This window comes from Changchengzhania lutea, from assembly GCF_006974145.1.
GTDB lineage: Bacteria > Bacteroidota > Bacteroidia > Flavobacteriales > Flavobacteriaceae > Changchengzhania > Changchengzhania lutea.
Genome location: NZ_CP039456.1, coordinates 1,172,172 through 1,188,282, shown reverse-complemented (window position 1 = coordinate 1,188,282; position 16,111 = coordinate 1,172,172). Strand labels below are relative to the sequence as shown.

The 16,111-nt window shown below is 34.9% G+C and carries 16 protein-coding genes; 7 read left to right on the top strand and 9 right to left on the bottom strand.

The genetic code is table 11. From position 1 onward, the window contains the following. Nucleotides 1-3: 3 nt before the first annotated feature. The 7 genes from FAF07_RS05615 to FAF07_RS05585 all read left to right on the top strand — a co-directional run bounded on the left by FAF07_RS05615 (nt 4) and on the right by FAF07_RS05585 (nt 6,705). Nucleotides 4-528 carry an NADH-quinone oxidoreductase subunit J family protein gene (locus FAF07_RS05615; RefSeq protein WP_142784181.1) on the top strand — a complete coding sequence of 175 codons (525 nt, stop codon included), beginning with the start codon at nt 4-6 and terminating at the stop codon, nt 526-528. Then, nucleotides 525-842, top strand: coding sequence for an NADH-quinone oxidoreductase subunit NuoK (nuoK, locus tag FAF07_RS05610; protein WP_142784180.1), 318 nt, complete (start codon nt 525-527; stop codon nt 840-842). Before FAF07_RS05615 ends, nuoK begins: the two co-directional genes overlap by 4 nt. A 74-nt stretch (nt 843-916) precedes the next feature. Next, entirely contained in the window at nt 917-2,836 is a 1,920-nt protein-coding gene (gene nuoL, locus FAF07_RS05605) for an NADH-quinone oxidoreductase subunit L (RefSeq protein WP_142784179.1), read from the top strand. Between the two features lie 103 nt (nt 2,837-2,939). After that, complete coding sequence (locus tag FAF07_RS05600) at nt 2,940-4,427, top strand: complex I subunit 4 family protein (protein WP_142784178.1); 1,488 nt, start codon at nt 2,940-2,942, stop codon at nt 4,425-4,427. Nucleotides 4,428-4,446: 19 nt separating this feature from the next. Continuing rightward, nucleotides 4,447-5,874, top strand: coding sequence for an NADH-quinone oxidoreductase subunit N (locus FAF07_RS05595; protein WP_142784177.1), 1,428 nt, complete (start codon nt 4,447-4,449; stop codon nt 5,872-5,874). Nucleotides 5,875-5,880: 6 nt separating this feature from the next. Continuing rightward, nucleotides 5,881-6,213 (top strand): hypothetical protein, encoded by a 333-nt coding sequence (locus tag FAF07_RS05590; RefSeq protein ID WP_142784176.1) that lies wholly within the window; start codon nt 5,881-5,883, stop codon nt 6,211-6,213. A 162-nt stretch (nt 6,214-6,375) separates the two neighbouring features. After that, nucleotides 6,376-6,705, top strand: a complete 330-nt coding sequence (locus FAF07_RS05585; RefSeq protein ID WP_142784175.1) for a 2Fe-2S iron-sulfur cluster-binding family protein — start codon at nt 6,376-6,378, stop codon at nt 6,703-6,705. A 91-nt stretch (nt 6,706-6,796) separates the two neighbouring features. On the opposite strand, the gene FAF07_RS05580 is transcribed toward FAF07_RS05585, so the two are convergent. The 9 genes from FAF07_RS05580 to hemA form a co-directional block, all read right to left on the bottom strand. Beyond that, nucleotides 6,797-7,591 carry a DUF1853 family protein gene (locus FAF07_RS05580; protein WP_142784174.1) on the bottom strand — a complete coding sequence of 265 codons (795 nt, stop codon included), beginning with the start codon at nt 7,589-7,591 and terminating at the stop codon, nt 6,797-6,799. A gap of 191 nt (nt 7,592-7,782) precedes the next feature. After that, nucleotides 7,783-8,682 carry a metallophosphoesterase family protein gene (locus FAF07_RS05575; RefSeq protein WP_142784173.1) on the bottom strand — a complete coding sequence of 300 codons (900 nt, stop codon included), beginning with the start codon at nt 8,680-8,682 and terminating at the stop codon, nt 7,783-7,785. Nucleotides 8,683-8,781: 99 nt separating this feature from the next. Further along, on the bottom strand, nt 8,782-9,531 hold the full coding sequence (locus tag FAF07_RS05570) for an SGNH/GDSL hydrolase family protein (protein ID WP_142784172.1): 750 nt from the start codon (nt 9,529-9,531) through the stop codon (nt 8,782-8,784). A 112-nt stretch (nt 9,532-9,643) separates the two neighbouring features. Further along, nucleotides 9,644-10,822: an acyl-CoA dehydrogenase family protein gene (locus FAF07_RS05565; protein WP_142784171.1), complete on the bottom strand. Its 1,179-nt coding sequence runs from the start codon at nt 10,820-10,822 to the stop codon at nt 9,644-9,646. A gap of 167 nt (nt 10,823-10,989) precedes the next feature. Further along, complete coding sequence (locus tag FAF07_RS05560) at nt 10,990-11,649, bottom strand: tRNA1(Val) (adenine(37)-N6)-methyltransferase (protein ID WP_142784170.1); 660 nt, start codon at nt 11,647-11,649, stop codon at nt 10,990-10,992. A gap of 214 nt (nt 11,650-11,863) precedes the next feature. Continuing rightward, nucleotides 11,864-12,388 (bottom strand): ribosome maturation factor RimM, encoded by a 525-nt coding sequence (rimM, locus tag FAF07_RS05555; protein WP_142784169.1) that lies wholly within the window; start codon nt 12,386-12,388, stop codon nt 11,864-11,866. A 75-nt stretch (nt 12,389-12,463) separates the two neighbouring features. Then, the gene (locus tag FAF07_RS05550) at nt 12,464-13,042 is read right to left on the bottom strand and encodes a 30S ribosomal protein S16 (protein WP_142784168.1); all 579 of its coding nucleotides are present in this window, start codon (nt 13,040-13,042) and stop codon (nt 12,464-12,466) included. A gap of 146 nt (nt 13,043-13,188) precedes the next feature. Then, complete coding sequence (locus FAF07_RS05545; protein WP_142784167.1) at nt 13,189-14,247, bottom strand: lactonase family protein; 1,059 nt, start codon at nt 14,245-14,247, stop codon at nt 13,189-13,191. A 549-nt stretch (nt 14,248-14,796) separates the two neighbouring features. Beyond that, complete coding sequence (hemA, locus tag FAF07_RS05540; RefSeq protein ID WP_142784166.1) at nt 14,797-16,014, bottom strand: glutamyl-tRNA reductase; 1,218 nt, start codon at nt 16,012-16,014, stop codon at nt 14,797-14,799. Between the last annotated feature and the right edge of the window lie 97 nt (nt 16,015-16,111).

Below are 16,111 nucleotides of genomic sequence, written 5' to 3'. Positions count from 1 at the left end.
ACTATGGAAAAGTATATATTTTACATTTTATCATTTATAATCATTGTTTTTGCTATGGCTTCTGTTACCAGTCGTAAAATGCTACGATCGGTTATTTATCTACTGTTTGTCCTTTGTGGTATTGCCGGACTCTACTTCTTAATAGACTATAATTTTCTGGCGGCTATTCAATTAACTGTTTATGCCGGCGGAATTATTGTGCTCATTATATTTTCAGTCATTTTAGTACATCATATTGAAATGGAACTGGAAATTGCAAAAACATCTAAGCAGTTACTCGTTGGTCTGTCTTGTTTAGTGGGTCTAGGCGTTTTTTTAACAACAATATACGCTCATGATTTTAATGTTGTTCAAAATTATAATACAATCACCACTTCTGATATAGGGATGAAGTTACTAAGCTACGAAGCAGGAGGATTTATTTTACCCTTTGAAGTAATCAGTATACTACTATTAGCCGCAATGATTGGTGCAATTATTATTGCAAAAGGAAAAAAGCTAAGCATTAAAAATGATGAGACCGTATGATTTCTGGAATTAGCATATACGAACTACTAACCGTAACCTCTATTTTATTTTTTATTGGTATTTACGGATTTATAACTAGAAAGAACTTGATTTCAATTTTAATGTCTATTGAGTTAATCTTGAATGCTTCAGTCATAAATTTTGTTATTATCAATAAGTATTTATATCCTGATATGTTGCAAGGTGTCATCTTTTCAATTTTTATTATCGCTGTTGCTGCTGCAGAAACTGCTTTAGCGGTATCAATAATAATAAATCTGTACAGACAAATTAACTCTGTTGAAGTTAAGGACACTGAAATGATGAAATATTAAAAAAGCACTTAAAGTTAGAACCTAAATGAAAATATTAAACAAAACTTTAAGCACACGAAATAAATAGTTTAAATATGAATCTAGATTATATCATATTAATTCCCTTAATTCCACTGGCAGTATTTTTGCTATTGGGGATCTTTAATAAAAAAATCAAACCTTCTGTTTCAGGTTACATTGGGGTGTTTGGTCTAACTTCTTCGGCATTACTATCATTCTATACAGCATATCAATATTTCTTTGTTTACGGAAAAGTAAACGGCGTTTATCAAACGCTCGTTGAAAAAACAACTTGGATGAACTTTACGGACACCTTAAGTATTGACATGGGTATTTTAATTGACCCAATATCTATTATGATGCTTATTGTGGTATCCATAGTGTCGCTAATGGTTCATATTTATAGCAGAGGCTACATGAAAGGGGATGATGGTTACACCAAATTCTTTGCGTTTTTAGGGCTCTTTTCATTTTCAATGTTTGGATTGGTATTGGCAACAAACCTTTTCCAAATCTATATTTTCTGGGAATTGGTTGGTGTGTCATCCTATTTATTGATAGGCTATTATTACACAAAACCATCAGCGGTAGCTGCGGCCAAAAAAGCGTTTATTGTCACTCGTTTTGCCGATCTAGGATTTTTAATAGGCATTTTAATTGTTGGTTATTACACGGGGACTTATGATTTTGAAACCCTTAATAACCCTGAAGGAAGTGCTATTTTAAATTGGGCATCGACATCCTTTATGGGGTTATCGGTTTTAACTTGGGCACTCATATTAATTTTTATTGGCGGTGCTGGGAAATCTGCGATGTTTCCATTGCACATTTGGTTACCGGACGCCATGGAAGGCCCAACGCCTGTTTCAGCATTAATTCATGCCGCTACCATGGTTGTAGCTGGTGTTTATTTGGTAGCGCGACTCTTTCCCATGTATTTCTTTGTAGAAGATGGATTTGCTCTTAATATCGTCGCTTTTGTTGGCGCCTTTTCGTCCTTATTTGCGGCCATAATTGCTATTACGCAAACAGATATAAAACGTGTATTGGCATTCTCAACCATGTCACAATTAGGCTATATGATGTTAGCCCTTGGTGTGTCTGGTTACGAAGGACATGATGGCCTTGGTTATATGGCATCCATGTTCCATTTGTTTACACATGCGATGTTTAAAGCCTTATTGTTCCTTGGTGCTGGTTCCGTAATTCATGCTGTACATAGTAACTATTTAAAGGATATGGGAGGCTTACGTAAGTACATGCCAATTACAAATATAACTTTCCTGATTGCTGCATTAGCAATAGCTGGCGTACCACCGTTTGCAGGGTTTTGGAGTAAAGATGAAATTTTAGTTGCGGCTTACGAGCATAACAAACTCATCTATTTGGTAGGGGTCTTTGTAGCTGGATTGACCGCTTTCTATATGTTTAGATTATATTTTGGGATTTTCTGGGGAAAAGAAACAAAATACAAACATACACCACATGAATCCCCATTCTCAATGACATTTCCTTTGATGGTATTGGCATTGTTAAGTATTGTTGGTGGGTTTATTCCGTTTAGCGAATTTGTATCACCAGACAGAGCTGGTTTTGAAGCCCATTTAAACTATTCGCTTGCTGCTATTGCTGTTGGTGTTGGTTTAGTTGGAATTTTATTGGCCTGGGTTTTCTATAAAAAAGAAAACAGCTTATCAGATCGTTTTGCAAATGGTTTTGGAGTGTTTTACAAATGGACTTATGATAAGTTTTACTTTGATGAGATTTACCTTTTCGTCACTAAAAAAATATTATTTAAAGGTGTTTCTGCTTCTGCAGCTTGGTTTGATAGACATGTAGTGGATGCAACTATGAACCTAATTGGAAACTCGACAGTCGCAACATCTAAAAAAATTAAAGGTTTGCAATCTGGAAAAGTTCAGGATTATGCCTTTTCATTTATTGCAGGAGTTGTTGTAATCGCCTTGGTATTTATTTATTTATGGACAAACTAAATTTAAAAAAACAAAAAATCAAATGACAAATTCCAAAAGCCTGTTGTTAAATACTTTTAGTTGTTTTGGATTTTGGAATTTAAAAATTGGAATTTAAAAAGTTATGGATATTTTATCACTTTTTGTCGTAGTACCTGTAATCACAATTTTAATATTGGTGTTTGCAAAAGGATTAAAACAAGCGCGACAAGTAGCCATGGTTGGAAGTTTTGTTCAGCTTGGAATGGCAATAAATTTAGTGTTTGCTTATTTTAAAGAAAGAGCTGTTAATGATGACATTATGGTTTTTACCAAAGATTTGGTTTGGTTTAAACAATTCAATATACATTACAATATTGGTGTCGATGGTATTTCGGTAGCACTTTTAGTGTTAACTTCAATCGTTGTTTTGGCAGGTGTTTTTATCTCATGGAAAATGAAGGACCTGCCTAAGGAATTCTTTATTTCACTGATTGTACTGTCTACAGGCGTTTACGGTTTCTTTATTTCCGTTGATCTATTCACCATGTTTGTGTTCTACGAAATAGCTGTCATACCAATGTATTTATTAATTGGTATTTGGGGAAGTGGTCCAAAAGAATATTCCGCAATGAAATTAACGTTAATGTTAATGGGAGCATCAGCTGTATTATTAGTTGGAATATTAGGCATCTACTTCAACTCAAATGCAGATGGCGGTGCTTTAACTTTCAATATATTGGAAATCGCGCAAGTTAATATTCCTTTTGAAGCTCAAAAATTATTCTTCCCACTAACGTTTATTGGTTTTGCAGTTATTGGCGCTTTGTTTCCTTTTCATACGTGGTCACCAGATGGTCATGCTTCGGCACCAACAGCTGTATCGATGTTACATGCCGGTGTTTTAATGAAGTTAGGTGGTTATGGTGTATTTAGGGTTGCCATGTTTTTGTTGCCAGAAGGTGCGTTACATTGGTCTTGGTTCTTTATAATATTATCGGCATTTGGTGTTATATATGGCGCTTTTGCCGCTATTAAGCAAACCGATTTAAAATACATCAACGCTTACTCTTCTGTGAGCCATTTGGGCATGGTATTGTTTGCTTTATTGATGCTAAATAAAACAGCATGGAATGGGGCCATTTTACAATCCCTTTCTCATGGATTTATGACGGCATTATTCTTTGCCTTAATCGGAATGATATATGAAAGGACGCACACAAGAGATATTACAAAATTGGGAGGATTGCTTAAAGTGATTCCCTTTATATCTGTCATTTATGTCATAGCTGGTTTAGCATCATTAGGTTTGCCAGGATTCAGCGGGTTTGTGGCCGAAATGAACATTTTTGTGGGTGCATTTCAGCATGATGATATGTTCTATAGAGTAGCAACGATTGTTTCGGTATCAGCGATTGTGGTGACTGCAGTTTATATATTAAGAGTGGTTGGAATCATGCTCATGGGACCGGTTAAAAATGAAGCCTATATAGGTCTGCCAGGAGCCACTTGGTATGAGAAGACAGGTGTATTTTTATTGCTGATACCAATAGTAGCGATTGGTGTTGCGCCGTTATGGCTAAGCGATATGATTTTGGCAAGTTTAGAACCTTTTATACAAGGCGTTTTATAATTAAAAAGAAACAACTAAAATGAATTTTAGTAATTTTTTATTGATGCGACAGGAAATTTTGCTTTTGGCAATTATACTGATATTGCTAATAGGTGAGATTTTTATTCCTAAAGAAAAGAAAAAAAGCATTATACATTTAGCTATATTCTTATTTGGTATTCATACCGCTATTGGTTTTTTCGCTATAGAGGAAAGCAGTTTGTTTGGAGGCATGTTTCGAACTAATAATATGATTCATTTTTTTAAAAATGTATTAAATATAGGGGTATTGGTCTTATTGCTTCAATCTGCTGATTGGTTAAAAGAAAAAATTGTAGATCAAAATAGAGGAAGTGAATTCTTTATATTACTGTTCTCTTCTTTACTTGGCATGTATTTTATGATCGCTTCAGGGGATTTCCTAATGTTCTATTTAGGACTGGAATTATCTACTTTACCAGTGGCGGCATTAGCAGCATTTGAAACCTCTAAAAGAATATCAAGTGAAGCAGGAATTAAGTTGATACTTTCTGCCGCATTAGCTTCCGGGGTATCACTATTTGGTATTTCCATGTTATATGCAACCTCTGGATCCATATATTTTGATGCCATTGCCGAAATCATAACAGCAAGTAATTTGACCATTTTAGGAATGCTTTTATTCTTTGCAGGATTAGCATTTAAAATATCTCTTGTCCCTTTCCATTTCTGGACTGCAGATGTGTATGAAGGTGCTCCAATAAGTATAGCTTCTTATCTATCGGTCATCTCGAAAGGTGCTGCGGTATTTATTCTAATGATCTTATTGTTCACGGTTTTAAAACCTTTAATGCATATTTGGGAAAATCTTGTATACGTTATTGCTATTGCAACCATGTTTATTGGTAATTTATTTGCACTACGTCAACAAAACATGAAACGTTTTTTAGCATTTTCATCCATTGCGCAAGCGGGTTTTATCCTTCTTGGTTTAATTACAGGAACACAATTAGGAACCGCAACCATTGTGTATTTTATGATGATCTATATATTTTCAAATTTAGCTGCTTTTGGCGTTGTACAAGCTATTTCACTTAAAACGGGAAAAGAAAATATGGATGATTATACGGGACTTTATCGTACTAATCCTAATTTAAGTTTAGTGATGATGTTGGCTCTGTTTTCTTTAGCTGGAATTCCACCTGTAGCAGGTTTTTTTGGTAAGTTCTTCCTGTTTACTGCTGCTGCAAGTAAAGGGTATTATTTACTCGTCTTTTTGGCTGTTGTAAACGTTACAATTTCCTTATACTATTATCTTTTGGTAATAAGAGCGATGTTCTTAAGAAAAAGCGACGATCCCATTCCTTATTTTAAGAATAAACTCTATATGCGATTAGGTTTATTAGTTACTGTAATAGGTATTTTGGTAATAGGTTTATACAGTCCTATATATGATTATATTTATGAATTAAGCAGTATATTTAACTAAGAAATTATGGCCTTATCAGGAAAACATACATTTGGAAGCATTGGAGAAACAAGAGTCACTTTTGTTGAAAAAGGCGTAGATGAGAACAGACGGGATTTTCTAAGAAAACTATTAGAACATAATGGTTTAGAAGTTATAATTGATGAAGAAAAAAGGAAAACCGAAGAAGCCCCGCAATTATATACGGTAGCGGTGACTAATATGGTTTTTAACCCAACTATTTGGGTGTTCGAACGTAAACTTAAAACGTTTGATGGTCATAAAGTAACTCAAGATTATTGGAATCAAAAAACTACAGATACCAATCCGCATTACTGGAATAATGGCGAAAAATCATAGCCGTTATTATATTTTATTTGTAAATAAGCACCCCTTTTTTATTTATAATGCTATCCTTTTTATAAAGTTTCAATTCAGTTATTCCTATTAAAATAGTAGGAATTGATTTTTTTATTCTGAATTAAATGTTATTTTTGGCGAAATTTTTGCATTAAATTTATAATGGTAGATATCAATATAAAAATAACAGATAGAGAAGGTACATTGCATAATATTGTTGCTCCAACAGATATGGCCATGAACCTTATGGAAGTGGTTAGGTCTTATGAGCTTGCACCAGAAGGCACCATTGGTGTATGCGGTGGTATGGCCATGTGTGCATCCTGTCAATGTTATGTGTTGAGTGCTGTTGAATTACCAGAAATGAGTGATGATGAAGAAGCCATGTTGTCAGAAGCCTTTGATGTTAAAAAGAATTCCCGTTTAGGATGCCAAATTAAAATGACCCCAGACATGGAAGGTCTTGAAGTTGAGTTAGCTCCTGAAAGTTAAAAATTCCTGCGAATCCCGTCCCGATAATTATCGGGAGCTCCCTGTGGGCTTTCCATTTCTATCCCTAACTCAAAACCAATCAGCTAAAAAACTACCACCAAACCAAGAATATTTTTGTCATTTCCCAGTTTTTGGATTTTATCCAGCATAGAGGCGAAAACTGCTGTTCAAAATAATCTTTTGCAGTGTTTTTAAATGCTCCAAAATTCATCCAATTTACATGTTGGTGCGGAAGGGCTAACCAGTCTTTTTTATTCGGAATATAGAATTCGCAATCTTTGAATTGTTCAAGTTCTTTTCGGTTCATGTAAAAACCCACAATACATTCTGGGTTCAATATTTTAAGTTCAATATTATTATTCGCATATGGAACAAACAATTGCGCTTTAAAATAGACTTCCTGTGTGATGTCTTTTGGTTTCAATCCCAACTTTGTCAGATATTTTCCGGTAGCATCAGCATGTAAAAGAGGGAGTTGTTTTTTGCTTAATTTTGTGAGTTTTTCTTTTAAGGAATCTTTTCTGTTTGGTCCAATAATATGTTCAATTTCAGTAGTCCCAACAGAATCGTCATACAAATAAAATTTATAAATTATTTCTAAATGGATGGGCTTGTTGTCTTTTATGAGCAAGCAATCCAATTCCCCTAATGTAGTTTTATTATCCTGTATTTGAATGTTTTCAGCTATAATCGAAATGGCATCATGCTGTTCCAGTTCAAAAGAAACCAAACGTTCTACGTACTTGCCTAAACGTAAAGAATCATCTATGGCACTGTCAATTTTATGGAGTTTAGAAATGATTTCAAATTGTTGCAAATCGAAAGTAACATTATGCTTCCATAAATAAGGTGTTTTTAAAAAGCCTTCGTATCTTTTTTGAATCATTTGATTATTTGCGGAATCGTTAAGTTTGAAGCTGTTCGGTTTTATTGTCAATCAATTTTCTAGGCTCTTTATGTAAAACCCTAACAATTTGTAGTACTCCATCGTTCGTTTTCAACGAGTGCCATAATCAATAATTCAAGAAATACATTCGTTGAAAACGAACGCTAGCTGGGGGAGCTAACACATAGTATCTAACTTGTTTTATAATCAATCAATTTTCTGGGTCCCTCAAGTAGCACTCTTACTATTTGTAGGGTGCCATCTTCCTTGGTTGAAATTTGCCATTTAATCAAAGAAATATTACCGTCTTCAATTTCAATACCAGTGATACTTCGTGGATGCACACAGCTACCATCATTAAAATAGGCAATGTCGCCAGGTTCTGGAAAGCGTGGACGATGCGTATGCCCTACAATGGTTAATAAGTTATTATTGTCTACAATCCATTTTTTGGTTTTACGTTCTATCCGAATAAGTTCACTATAATTTTTTGCAGGACTCGTAGGGTCTACAATACCCATAACATTTAACGGTTTCCAAAGCGCACGTACCATGAATCTGCTCCATTTCCAAAACAGAAAATTCCACGAATCGGCTTGATGCCCGTGGGTTAAAAAAAGTTCTTGATTGGTGTGTTTGTGTTTTAAAATGATGCCTTCATGATACTTAATGCCATTAAAAAGACCAACATCCTTTCCTAGCTTTTTATCAAAATAGGAGTATATGTGTTTTTTTACATAATCCTGATTTCGGTACACCATATCATGGTTTCCCCAAATCATATGTAGTCTGCCCTGGGTGTAAAATAGCTTCATCAATAAATACACATTCTGGTGTGCATAGAAAATAGATTTGAATGATAGGTTTTCCCAAAGTTCATCACCATCACCCAATTCACAATATTGAAACCCTTCAGTATAATAATGCTTTAAAGTATGGTAATATATGTTTCGGTTATTTGAAAAGTCATCAGCAAAACTATTATCACCTCGGTGACAATCACTAAAAAGAATAAACTTACTGCTATCATCAAAATCAATGATTTTGGCTTTGTTATATGCGTTATCTAATCTTATTTTGGATGAAAACATGATATAAATGTAATCAAAAAAGATATTCTATAGGAAACGCATATTATGATTTGGAATGAAAGTTTTCTTTTGAAACAGATTTATGTTATTGTCAACTCATTATCTAAGCCTGTCATAAGCAATAGGAGACAAACGTTCTGCAAATTTTGAATACGCAAATTCAGAGGGGTGCAATCCGTCTGAGGCTACTAAATTTGGATTATCTAAACCCATGCGTGTGATATCTGTAATATTTATAAATGTTATACTATTGGCATCGCAGTAGCTTTTAGCAAAGGCATTATATGTATTGATACCAGATGTGATATTAGGATTTCCATTCCCGTAAGGTGTAAAGGCATAATCTGGTATGGATACTACAATGAGTTTACTCTTATCATCCTTGGCTTTAGAGATTGCCGTATTAACAAGTTCTGGAAATTCTTTTTCATAAATCGAAAAGGGTCTGTTTTGAAATTGGTTATTTACACCAATTAAGAGTGTTACCAAGTCGTAATTAGCATCAAGGCTTTCACTTTCAATAGCATTAATTAAGTTTGTTGTTGTCCAACCTGTTTTAGCAATTATTTTTAATTCAAAATTCTTTTGAGATTCAAATCTTGAAAAGAGACTATCCTTTAGTTGTTCAGGGAATCGACACGTCTCACAAACACTCTGACCTATCGTATAACTGTCGCCAAGAGCTAATAATCTTATTACGCTAACCTCTCCTTCGGTCTCATCCGTCTCATCTGGTAGCGTTTCTTCTTGTTCTTCAATTTCGACTAAGTCCGTTGCATCATCATTAGTGGAGCAAGTAAATAATGACATACAAAGGACGACCAAAAACAAACTTCTTAGCTTTTTCATTTTTTATATAAATATACGAATTTGTGATATGTTCGGTTTTATGTAAAAAGAATGCCTCTCAGATCTGAGAGGCATTCTTTAAATGATATTATCTATTAAATTTTTATATGAATTACTTAAAGGCATTCAAGCCTGTAATGTCAAGCCCTGTAATCAATAAATGAATATCATGGGTGCCTTCATAAGTGATTACGCTTTCTAAATTCATGGAATGTCTCATAATACTATACTCGCCGGTAATACCCATTCCACCAAGCATCTGTCTTGCTTCGCGGGCAATATGTATCGCCATATCTACATTATTTCGTTTGGCCATGGAGATTTGTGCTGAGGTGGCAGTACCATTATTACGCATCACGCCAAGTTTCCATGCTAAAAGTTGTGCCTTGGTGATTTCGGTAATCATTTCAGCAAGCTTTTTTTGTTGCAGTTGAAATTGACCAATGGGTTTTCCAAACTGCATACGTTCTTTACTATATCGTAATGCCGTATCGTAACAATCCATGGCGGCTCCTATGGCTCCCCAGGCAATCCCGTAGCGTGCAGAATCCAAACAACCCAATGGAGCGCCTAATCCTGATTTATTTGGTAATAAATTTTCCTTTGGGACTTTGACATTGTCAAAAATAAGTTCTCCAGTGGCACTTGCGCGTAAGGACCATTTATTATGTGTTTCTGGGGTCGAGAAGCCTTCCATACCACGCTCCACAATTAATCCGTGAATACGACCACTTTCATCTTTGGCCCAAACCACGGCCACTTGTGCAAAGGGCGCGTTAGAAATCCACATTTTGGCTCCATTTAATAAGTAATGATCGCCTTTATCCTTAAAATTAGTAGTCATGCCACTTGGGTTACTCCCATGGTCTGGCTCAGTTAAACCAAAACAACCCATCCATTCGCCACTGGCCAATTTAGGTAAATACTTTTGACGCTGGTCTTCATTGCCATATTTCCAGATAGGATACATGACTAATGACGATTGTACAGAAGCTGTCGATCGTACTCCAGAGTCTCCACGCTCAATTTCTTGCATTATGAGGCCGTAAGAAATTTGATCCAGTCCAGCGCCGCCATATTCTTCAGGAATATACGGGCCAAAGGCGCCTATTTCGGCCAAGCCATTAATAATTTGTTCTGGAAATTCGGCTTTTTGGGCATAGTCTTCTATAATGGGGGATACTTCTCGTTTAACCCATTCTCGTGCGGCATCACGTACCAATTTATGTTCATTAGAAAGTAACTCATCAATATTATAATAATCTGGAGCTTCAAATAAATCTGGTTTCATGTGTTATCTTATTATTTTATTATGAATGTAAGTGCGCTAAAAACACGTATTAACTTTCACAAATTTATATTTATGGCTTACAAAAAAGAGAATTAATTATTAAAATTAAAATATTTTAAGAATTCATCATTTTTGATGCCCAAATTTAATGATTAGATATAAAATAACTACAGTTTTAAATAGAAATCTTTGGTAAGATTGATATAGGCATCGGTGTATTGATGGCGCTCAGTTTCAATGACTAATTCTTCAATATGTATGTCGCTTTCGCGGAAAGAGCAGGCGATTAAACTTCGCTTTATTTCAGAGTTTGGATGGCCTTTAACACGCATGATACCTGTAGGGAATAAGTTATGAATATTGGCTAGCGCTATAAAGGACGCTTCCTCTTTAAACGGAATAATGACGGAGAATGTACCGTCTTTATCTAACAGTTTGGACGCACTTTCAATAAGGTGGTCAAAAGGCATCGCATCTTGAAACCTAGCGACATCTCGTTTTAGGCTTTTTGTTTTATAGTCTTCAGAATAAAATGGTGGATTGGCAACTATAAGATCATAGGTGTCTTCAATCTCATTAACAAATTCTTCTAAAGAAGCGTGATAACAAAAAAGACGATCCCCCCAGGGCGACTGTTCAAAATTATCAACGCATTGTTCATAAGCATCATCATCAATTTCTAGAGCATCGATAACTTTGGCAGAACATCGCTGCGCAAGCATTAAAGCTACCACGCCCGTGCCGGCTCCAATATCCAAAATAGAATTAGGATTATTATCTAAAGATGTCCAAGCACCTAATAAAACACCATCTGTACCAATTTTCATGGCGCATTGGTCTTGGTTAACTGTGAACTGTTTGAATTGGAAAGGTTTCAATGTTAAAATTTAAAATATTAAATTCCAAAACCCAATAGGGCTAGGATTTGTTAACTTATTGCAAATAACATTTTTTGCGAATAAGTAAATCCGTTCTTCTAAATCATAAACTTTTTTAACTTCCATAATTGATTGGAATTTGGGTTTTAAATTTTGGAATTTTCTATAGATAAAGTTCAATCAGCCCTTCGGGTGTTTCAACAATAACGGTTTTATTTTCTCTATCAATTTTTACAATAAACTCATCATTCATCGGAATCAAGATTTCCTTTCCGTCATGTTCAACTTCAAAAAGCGATTGGGCGGTAGAATCATTAATGCCCTTTATAATGCCAACTGTTCCGTAATTAACGTCCATCATTGTTAATCCTATGACTTCATGAAAATAGAACTTATTGCCTTCTAGTTTTGGTAATAAATCTAGAGGCAAATACAAACCACTTTTCATTATGGCATCTGCATCAGCTTCAGTATCGACATCCTCAAATCGAATTCTCAATAATTCTGATTTGTGCAGTTGAGATTCCACAATAAAAAACGGGACTAGATTATTCCGAAGTTCTAAAAATATAGCATCTAAATTTTCATAGAGGTCTGGCTCGTCAGTATCGAGTTTCGCTAATACTTCTCCTTTGAAACTATATTTTTTTACAATTTTACCTAAATAAAAACAATCTTCTTTTTTCATGTTTTATGCGACATTTTTGGGTACAAAAAACTCCGATAGTAATTACCGGAGTTTAAAAGTATAAAAAATCTTCTTTTATTCTTTTTTGTCAGCTACTTCTGTATCAGCAGCAGCAGCACCTTCTTCGGCAGCTTGCTCTAGTGCTTCAACTTCTTCAGTTGCATCAACGTTTTCTGGAGTTTCAGGAGTTACCTCTTCTTCTACAGCTGGTGTTGCAGCAGCAATTCGTGCCTCGTTAACCGCTTTTTCAGCTTCTAAAGCTTTTGCTTTTGCATCAGCTTCTGCTTTTGCTAAATTTTCTTCTTTAGATCCTACTTTACCTTCTTTTTCTTCTAACCAAGCTGTGAATTTTGCTTCTGCTTGCTCTTCAGTTAAAGCGCCTTTTCTAACTCCACCTGCAAGGTGATTTTTTAATAACGCCCCTTTATAAGATAAAATAGCTTTGGCAGTATCAGTTGGTTGTGCACCATTCTGAAGCCATTGAACCGTACCGTCAACATTCAATTCAATTGTTGCTGGATTTGTGTTAGGATTGTAAGCACCTAATTTTTCTAGGTATTTACCATCTCTTTTTGATCGGGCATCAGCTGCAACGATCCAATAATAAGGTTTCCCTTTTTTACCGTGTCTTTGTAATCTAATCTTTACTGGCATAATAATTAATTATTTGAGGTTCTCGACCTCGGTTATTAATGAGGGCGCAAAGATACTTCATTATTTTTAATTTGCAATAGAATAATTAAGTAGAAATCTTTACTATTTCATATTGAATATCAATGGTATATAGCTTCCAAACAGGTTTAAAATAAAAGGCATACAGGCGTTGGCACCTTAACGGAATCTAAGAACTGCAAAGTCCCATGTGTTTGGTCTATTTGAAATACCGAAATATTGTTACTTCTTCTATTGGCTACTAACAGAAATTTCCCCGAAGGATCCAGCGTGAAATTACGAGGCCAATCGCCATGAACAGCGCTATTTTGAACTTTGTTCAGCATACCTGTTTGCGTGTTTCTTTTAAATACGGCTATGGAATTTTCGCCTCGATTTGAGGCATATAGAAATCGACCGTCTTGAGATAAGTGAATATCGGCGCATGAATTGTTGCCCTTATAAGTGTCATCTAATGTCGAGTCAAGATCAATCGGTTCAAACCCATCTTCTGTTCGCTTTACCGACGTTATGGAACTTCCGTACTCGTTTATAATATATATGAACTCACCACTATCACTTATAGAAAAATGCCTTGGTCCTGGATTCCCTTCCATGTTTACTATTGCCGAAGATTCAAGTATATAGCTGTCGTCTTTTAGTTTGTATTGATACACGGCATTTCTGCCTAAATCGGCAACAAATAAATCCCCATTAAAAAATTGAGCAGAGTGTGCATGGGACTGTTGCGCTTCCGAATTGTGATCAAAAACTTGTGAGGCTTCGCATAAACTGCCATCGGAATTAATTGGGTAAACAGAAACCGATCCGCCGCCATAGTTGGAGACCACCGCTTTAGTTCCTGATTTATTTACCGCTATATGGCATGGGGCTTTGCCTTGGCTACTTACCCTTGTTAAAAGGGATAATGCGCCATCCTCATTTATTTTATACGAAGATAAAAACCCGCTTTCTGTTTCATTTGCTGAGTATAAAAATTCCCTATTTGGCGAATAGGCTAAAAACGAAGGGTTATCTATGTGAATAGCGAGCGCCTGGTTATTTAATTCCCCTGTATCTGTATTGAATTGAAGATGGTATATGCCTTCGCTTTCTCCATTAGTATATGTTCCAACGTATAACGGAATGTTCTGAGCCATAGAATTTAAAATGCTAATTGTGAATAGTAGTAATAATTTAATCTTCATTGTTGTCAGGTTAGTTGGATTCCAAAAGTAGAACTAATTTGTATGTTGTAATTGGTGTTATTATGGCTTTTCCGATAAAAAAATAAGATCGCTCCGCTGCTAGAACATAGTTCCTATAGCTATCGGAAAAGACGTGATTTTAACTAATTGATAATCAATGTATAATATATTTTTCATTTCTGAAAGGATACCATTTTTTATTTGTTGTAAAAGCAAGGTGCAAATCTTGGAAAAAATACTTTAACCCATCACCAACGTATTGTTCGGGCGGTTTTAAAATTTTAATCGGACATTGTTGGTAACAAATATAAATAAAAAAATTCTTGAAACCGACTATCCTCGAGGCAGAGCCATAGAGGTATTTCGCCGGTTTCATTTTGGCCTTTAGGTCAAAAACCGAAATTTTGTATTTTACCTCACCCGGAACTGCAAAAAGACAGTTCCGACCTCTCCAAAAGAGAGGTGAATCGGGAACCCCGAGACAGAGCCATCGGAGAATTATTTAGATTAAAGGGCTAATTAAAGATATAGAAAATAATTGGCATGACCTTATCGCTCTATATGCTGCAAAATTAGAGAGTCTATTTTTAAAGAAGTATTTATGGTTCCATTTTCCTCCATTAATTTCCGCATGACCTGATTCGTAATCTCTTTCATTTTTTGAATGTTGTGTGAGCCTAAATGCTCTTCAAAATGATTTTGAACTTTTTTGCTTACCATCGTTTTATATTTGGCAATAAGTTCACGAAAAGGAGCTTTTTGAATCCATTGCAGGTAAAGGTAAAATTCCTCGTTGATAATGGTGCTTATTTGGTTGGTGGCCGCTAGTCTTTTTTCTTTTGTCTCTTTTAGTTCCACGGATATGGTATCCAAATCAAAATAAATTATATTTTCGGATTGTGTCATGCTTTTATCAATATTGCTTGGTACGGCTAAATCTATAAGGATTATTTTTTTTGTAGAATCCCCAATGTTCTTTATTATATGGCGGCAGTTGCTTACTGCACTAATTATAACATCGAAATCCTGGAAATTATTTTCAATCACTTTATTCCAATCGTAGGTTTTGCTATTGTTTATTTTGGCTAAAACTTCAGCTTTTTCCTGACTGCGATTACTTATATAAATGTTACTAAAATTGAATTTATTATTATACTTAAACAATTGTTTAACAATGTCTCCCGCACCAACGAATAATATTTTTTTAGACTTTACAGTTGTTTTAGCGTAGGAATCCCTAATAACCTTTAACGATTTATAAGCTACAGACGTGGTGCCGTCTCTAAATGTAGTCTCGTTACTGATGCGTTTATGAGTTTTAAATACAGTTTGTAAAGCACGCTCTAATAAGGAGCCTTGTAGCTTATGAGCCATTGCAAAGTGATAGGCCTTTTTTATTTGATGTATAATTTCGGCGTCACCAATTACCATAGACTCTAGGCCCGAAGAAACTAGCAAAAGATGTTTAATGGTGCCTTCTGTAGTATTGCTATAACGGAATAAAGGTGCATTCCCTTTAATATTTTGCCCTATCTTATAGATTATAAAAAAATCACGTATTGAAGTGGCAGATATGCCTACAGATTCAAAGTAAATTTCTGTTCTATTGCAGGTTGATAATATCAATAATCCTTTAATTTCAGGAAAAGATTTACAAATTAAATTTACTAAATCTTCTTTTTCTATTTCGGATATATAATATTTTTCTCGCTGAATAACAGGTGCATTTTTATGTGAAATGCTTATATATTTTAAAGACCTATCCATATAAATTTATTAAATTCAATACTACAAAACCTAAATCCTGTTTAAGTGCTAAAGGACTAAAATTGCTTTATTAAAACATAAAATGTACGCCTTTACG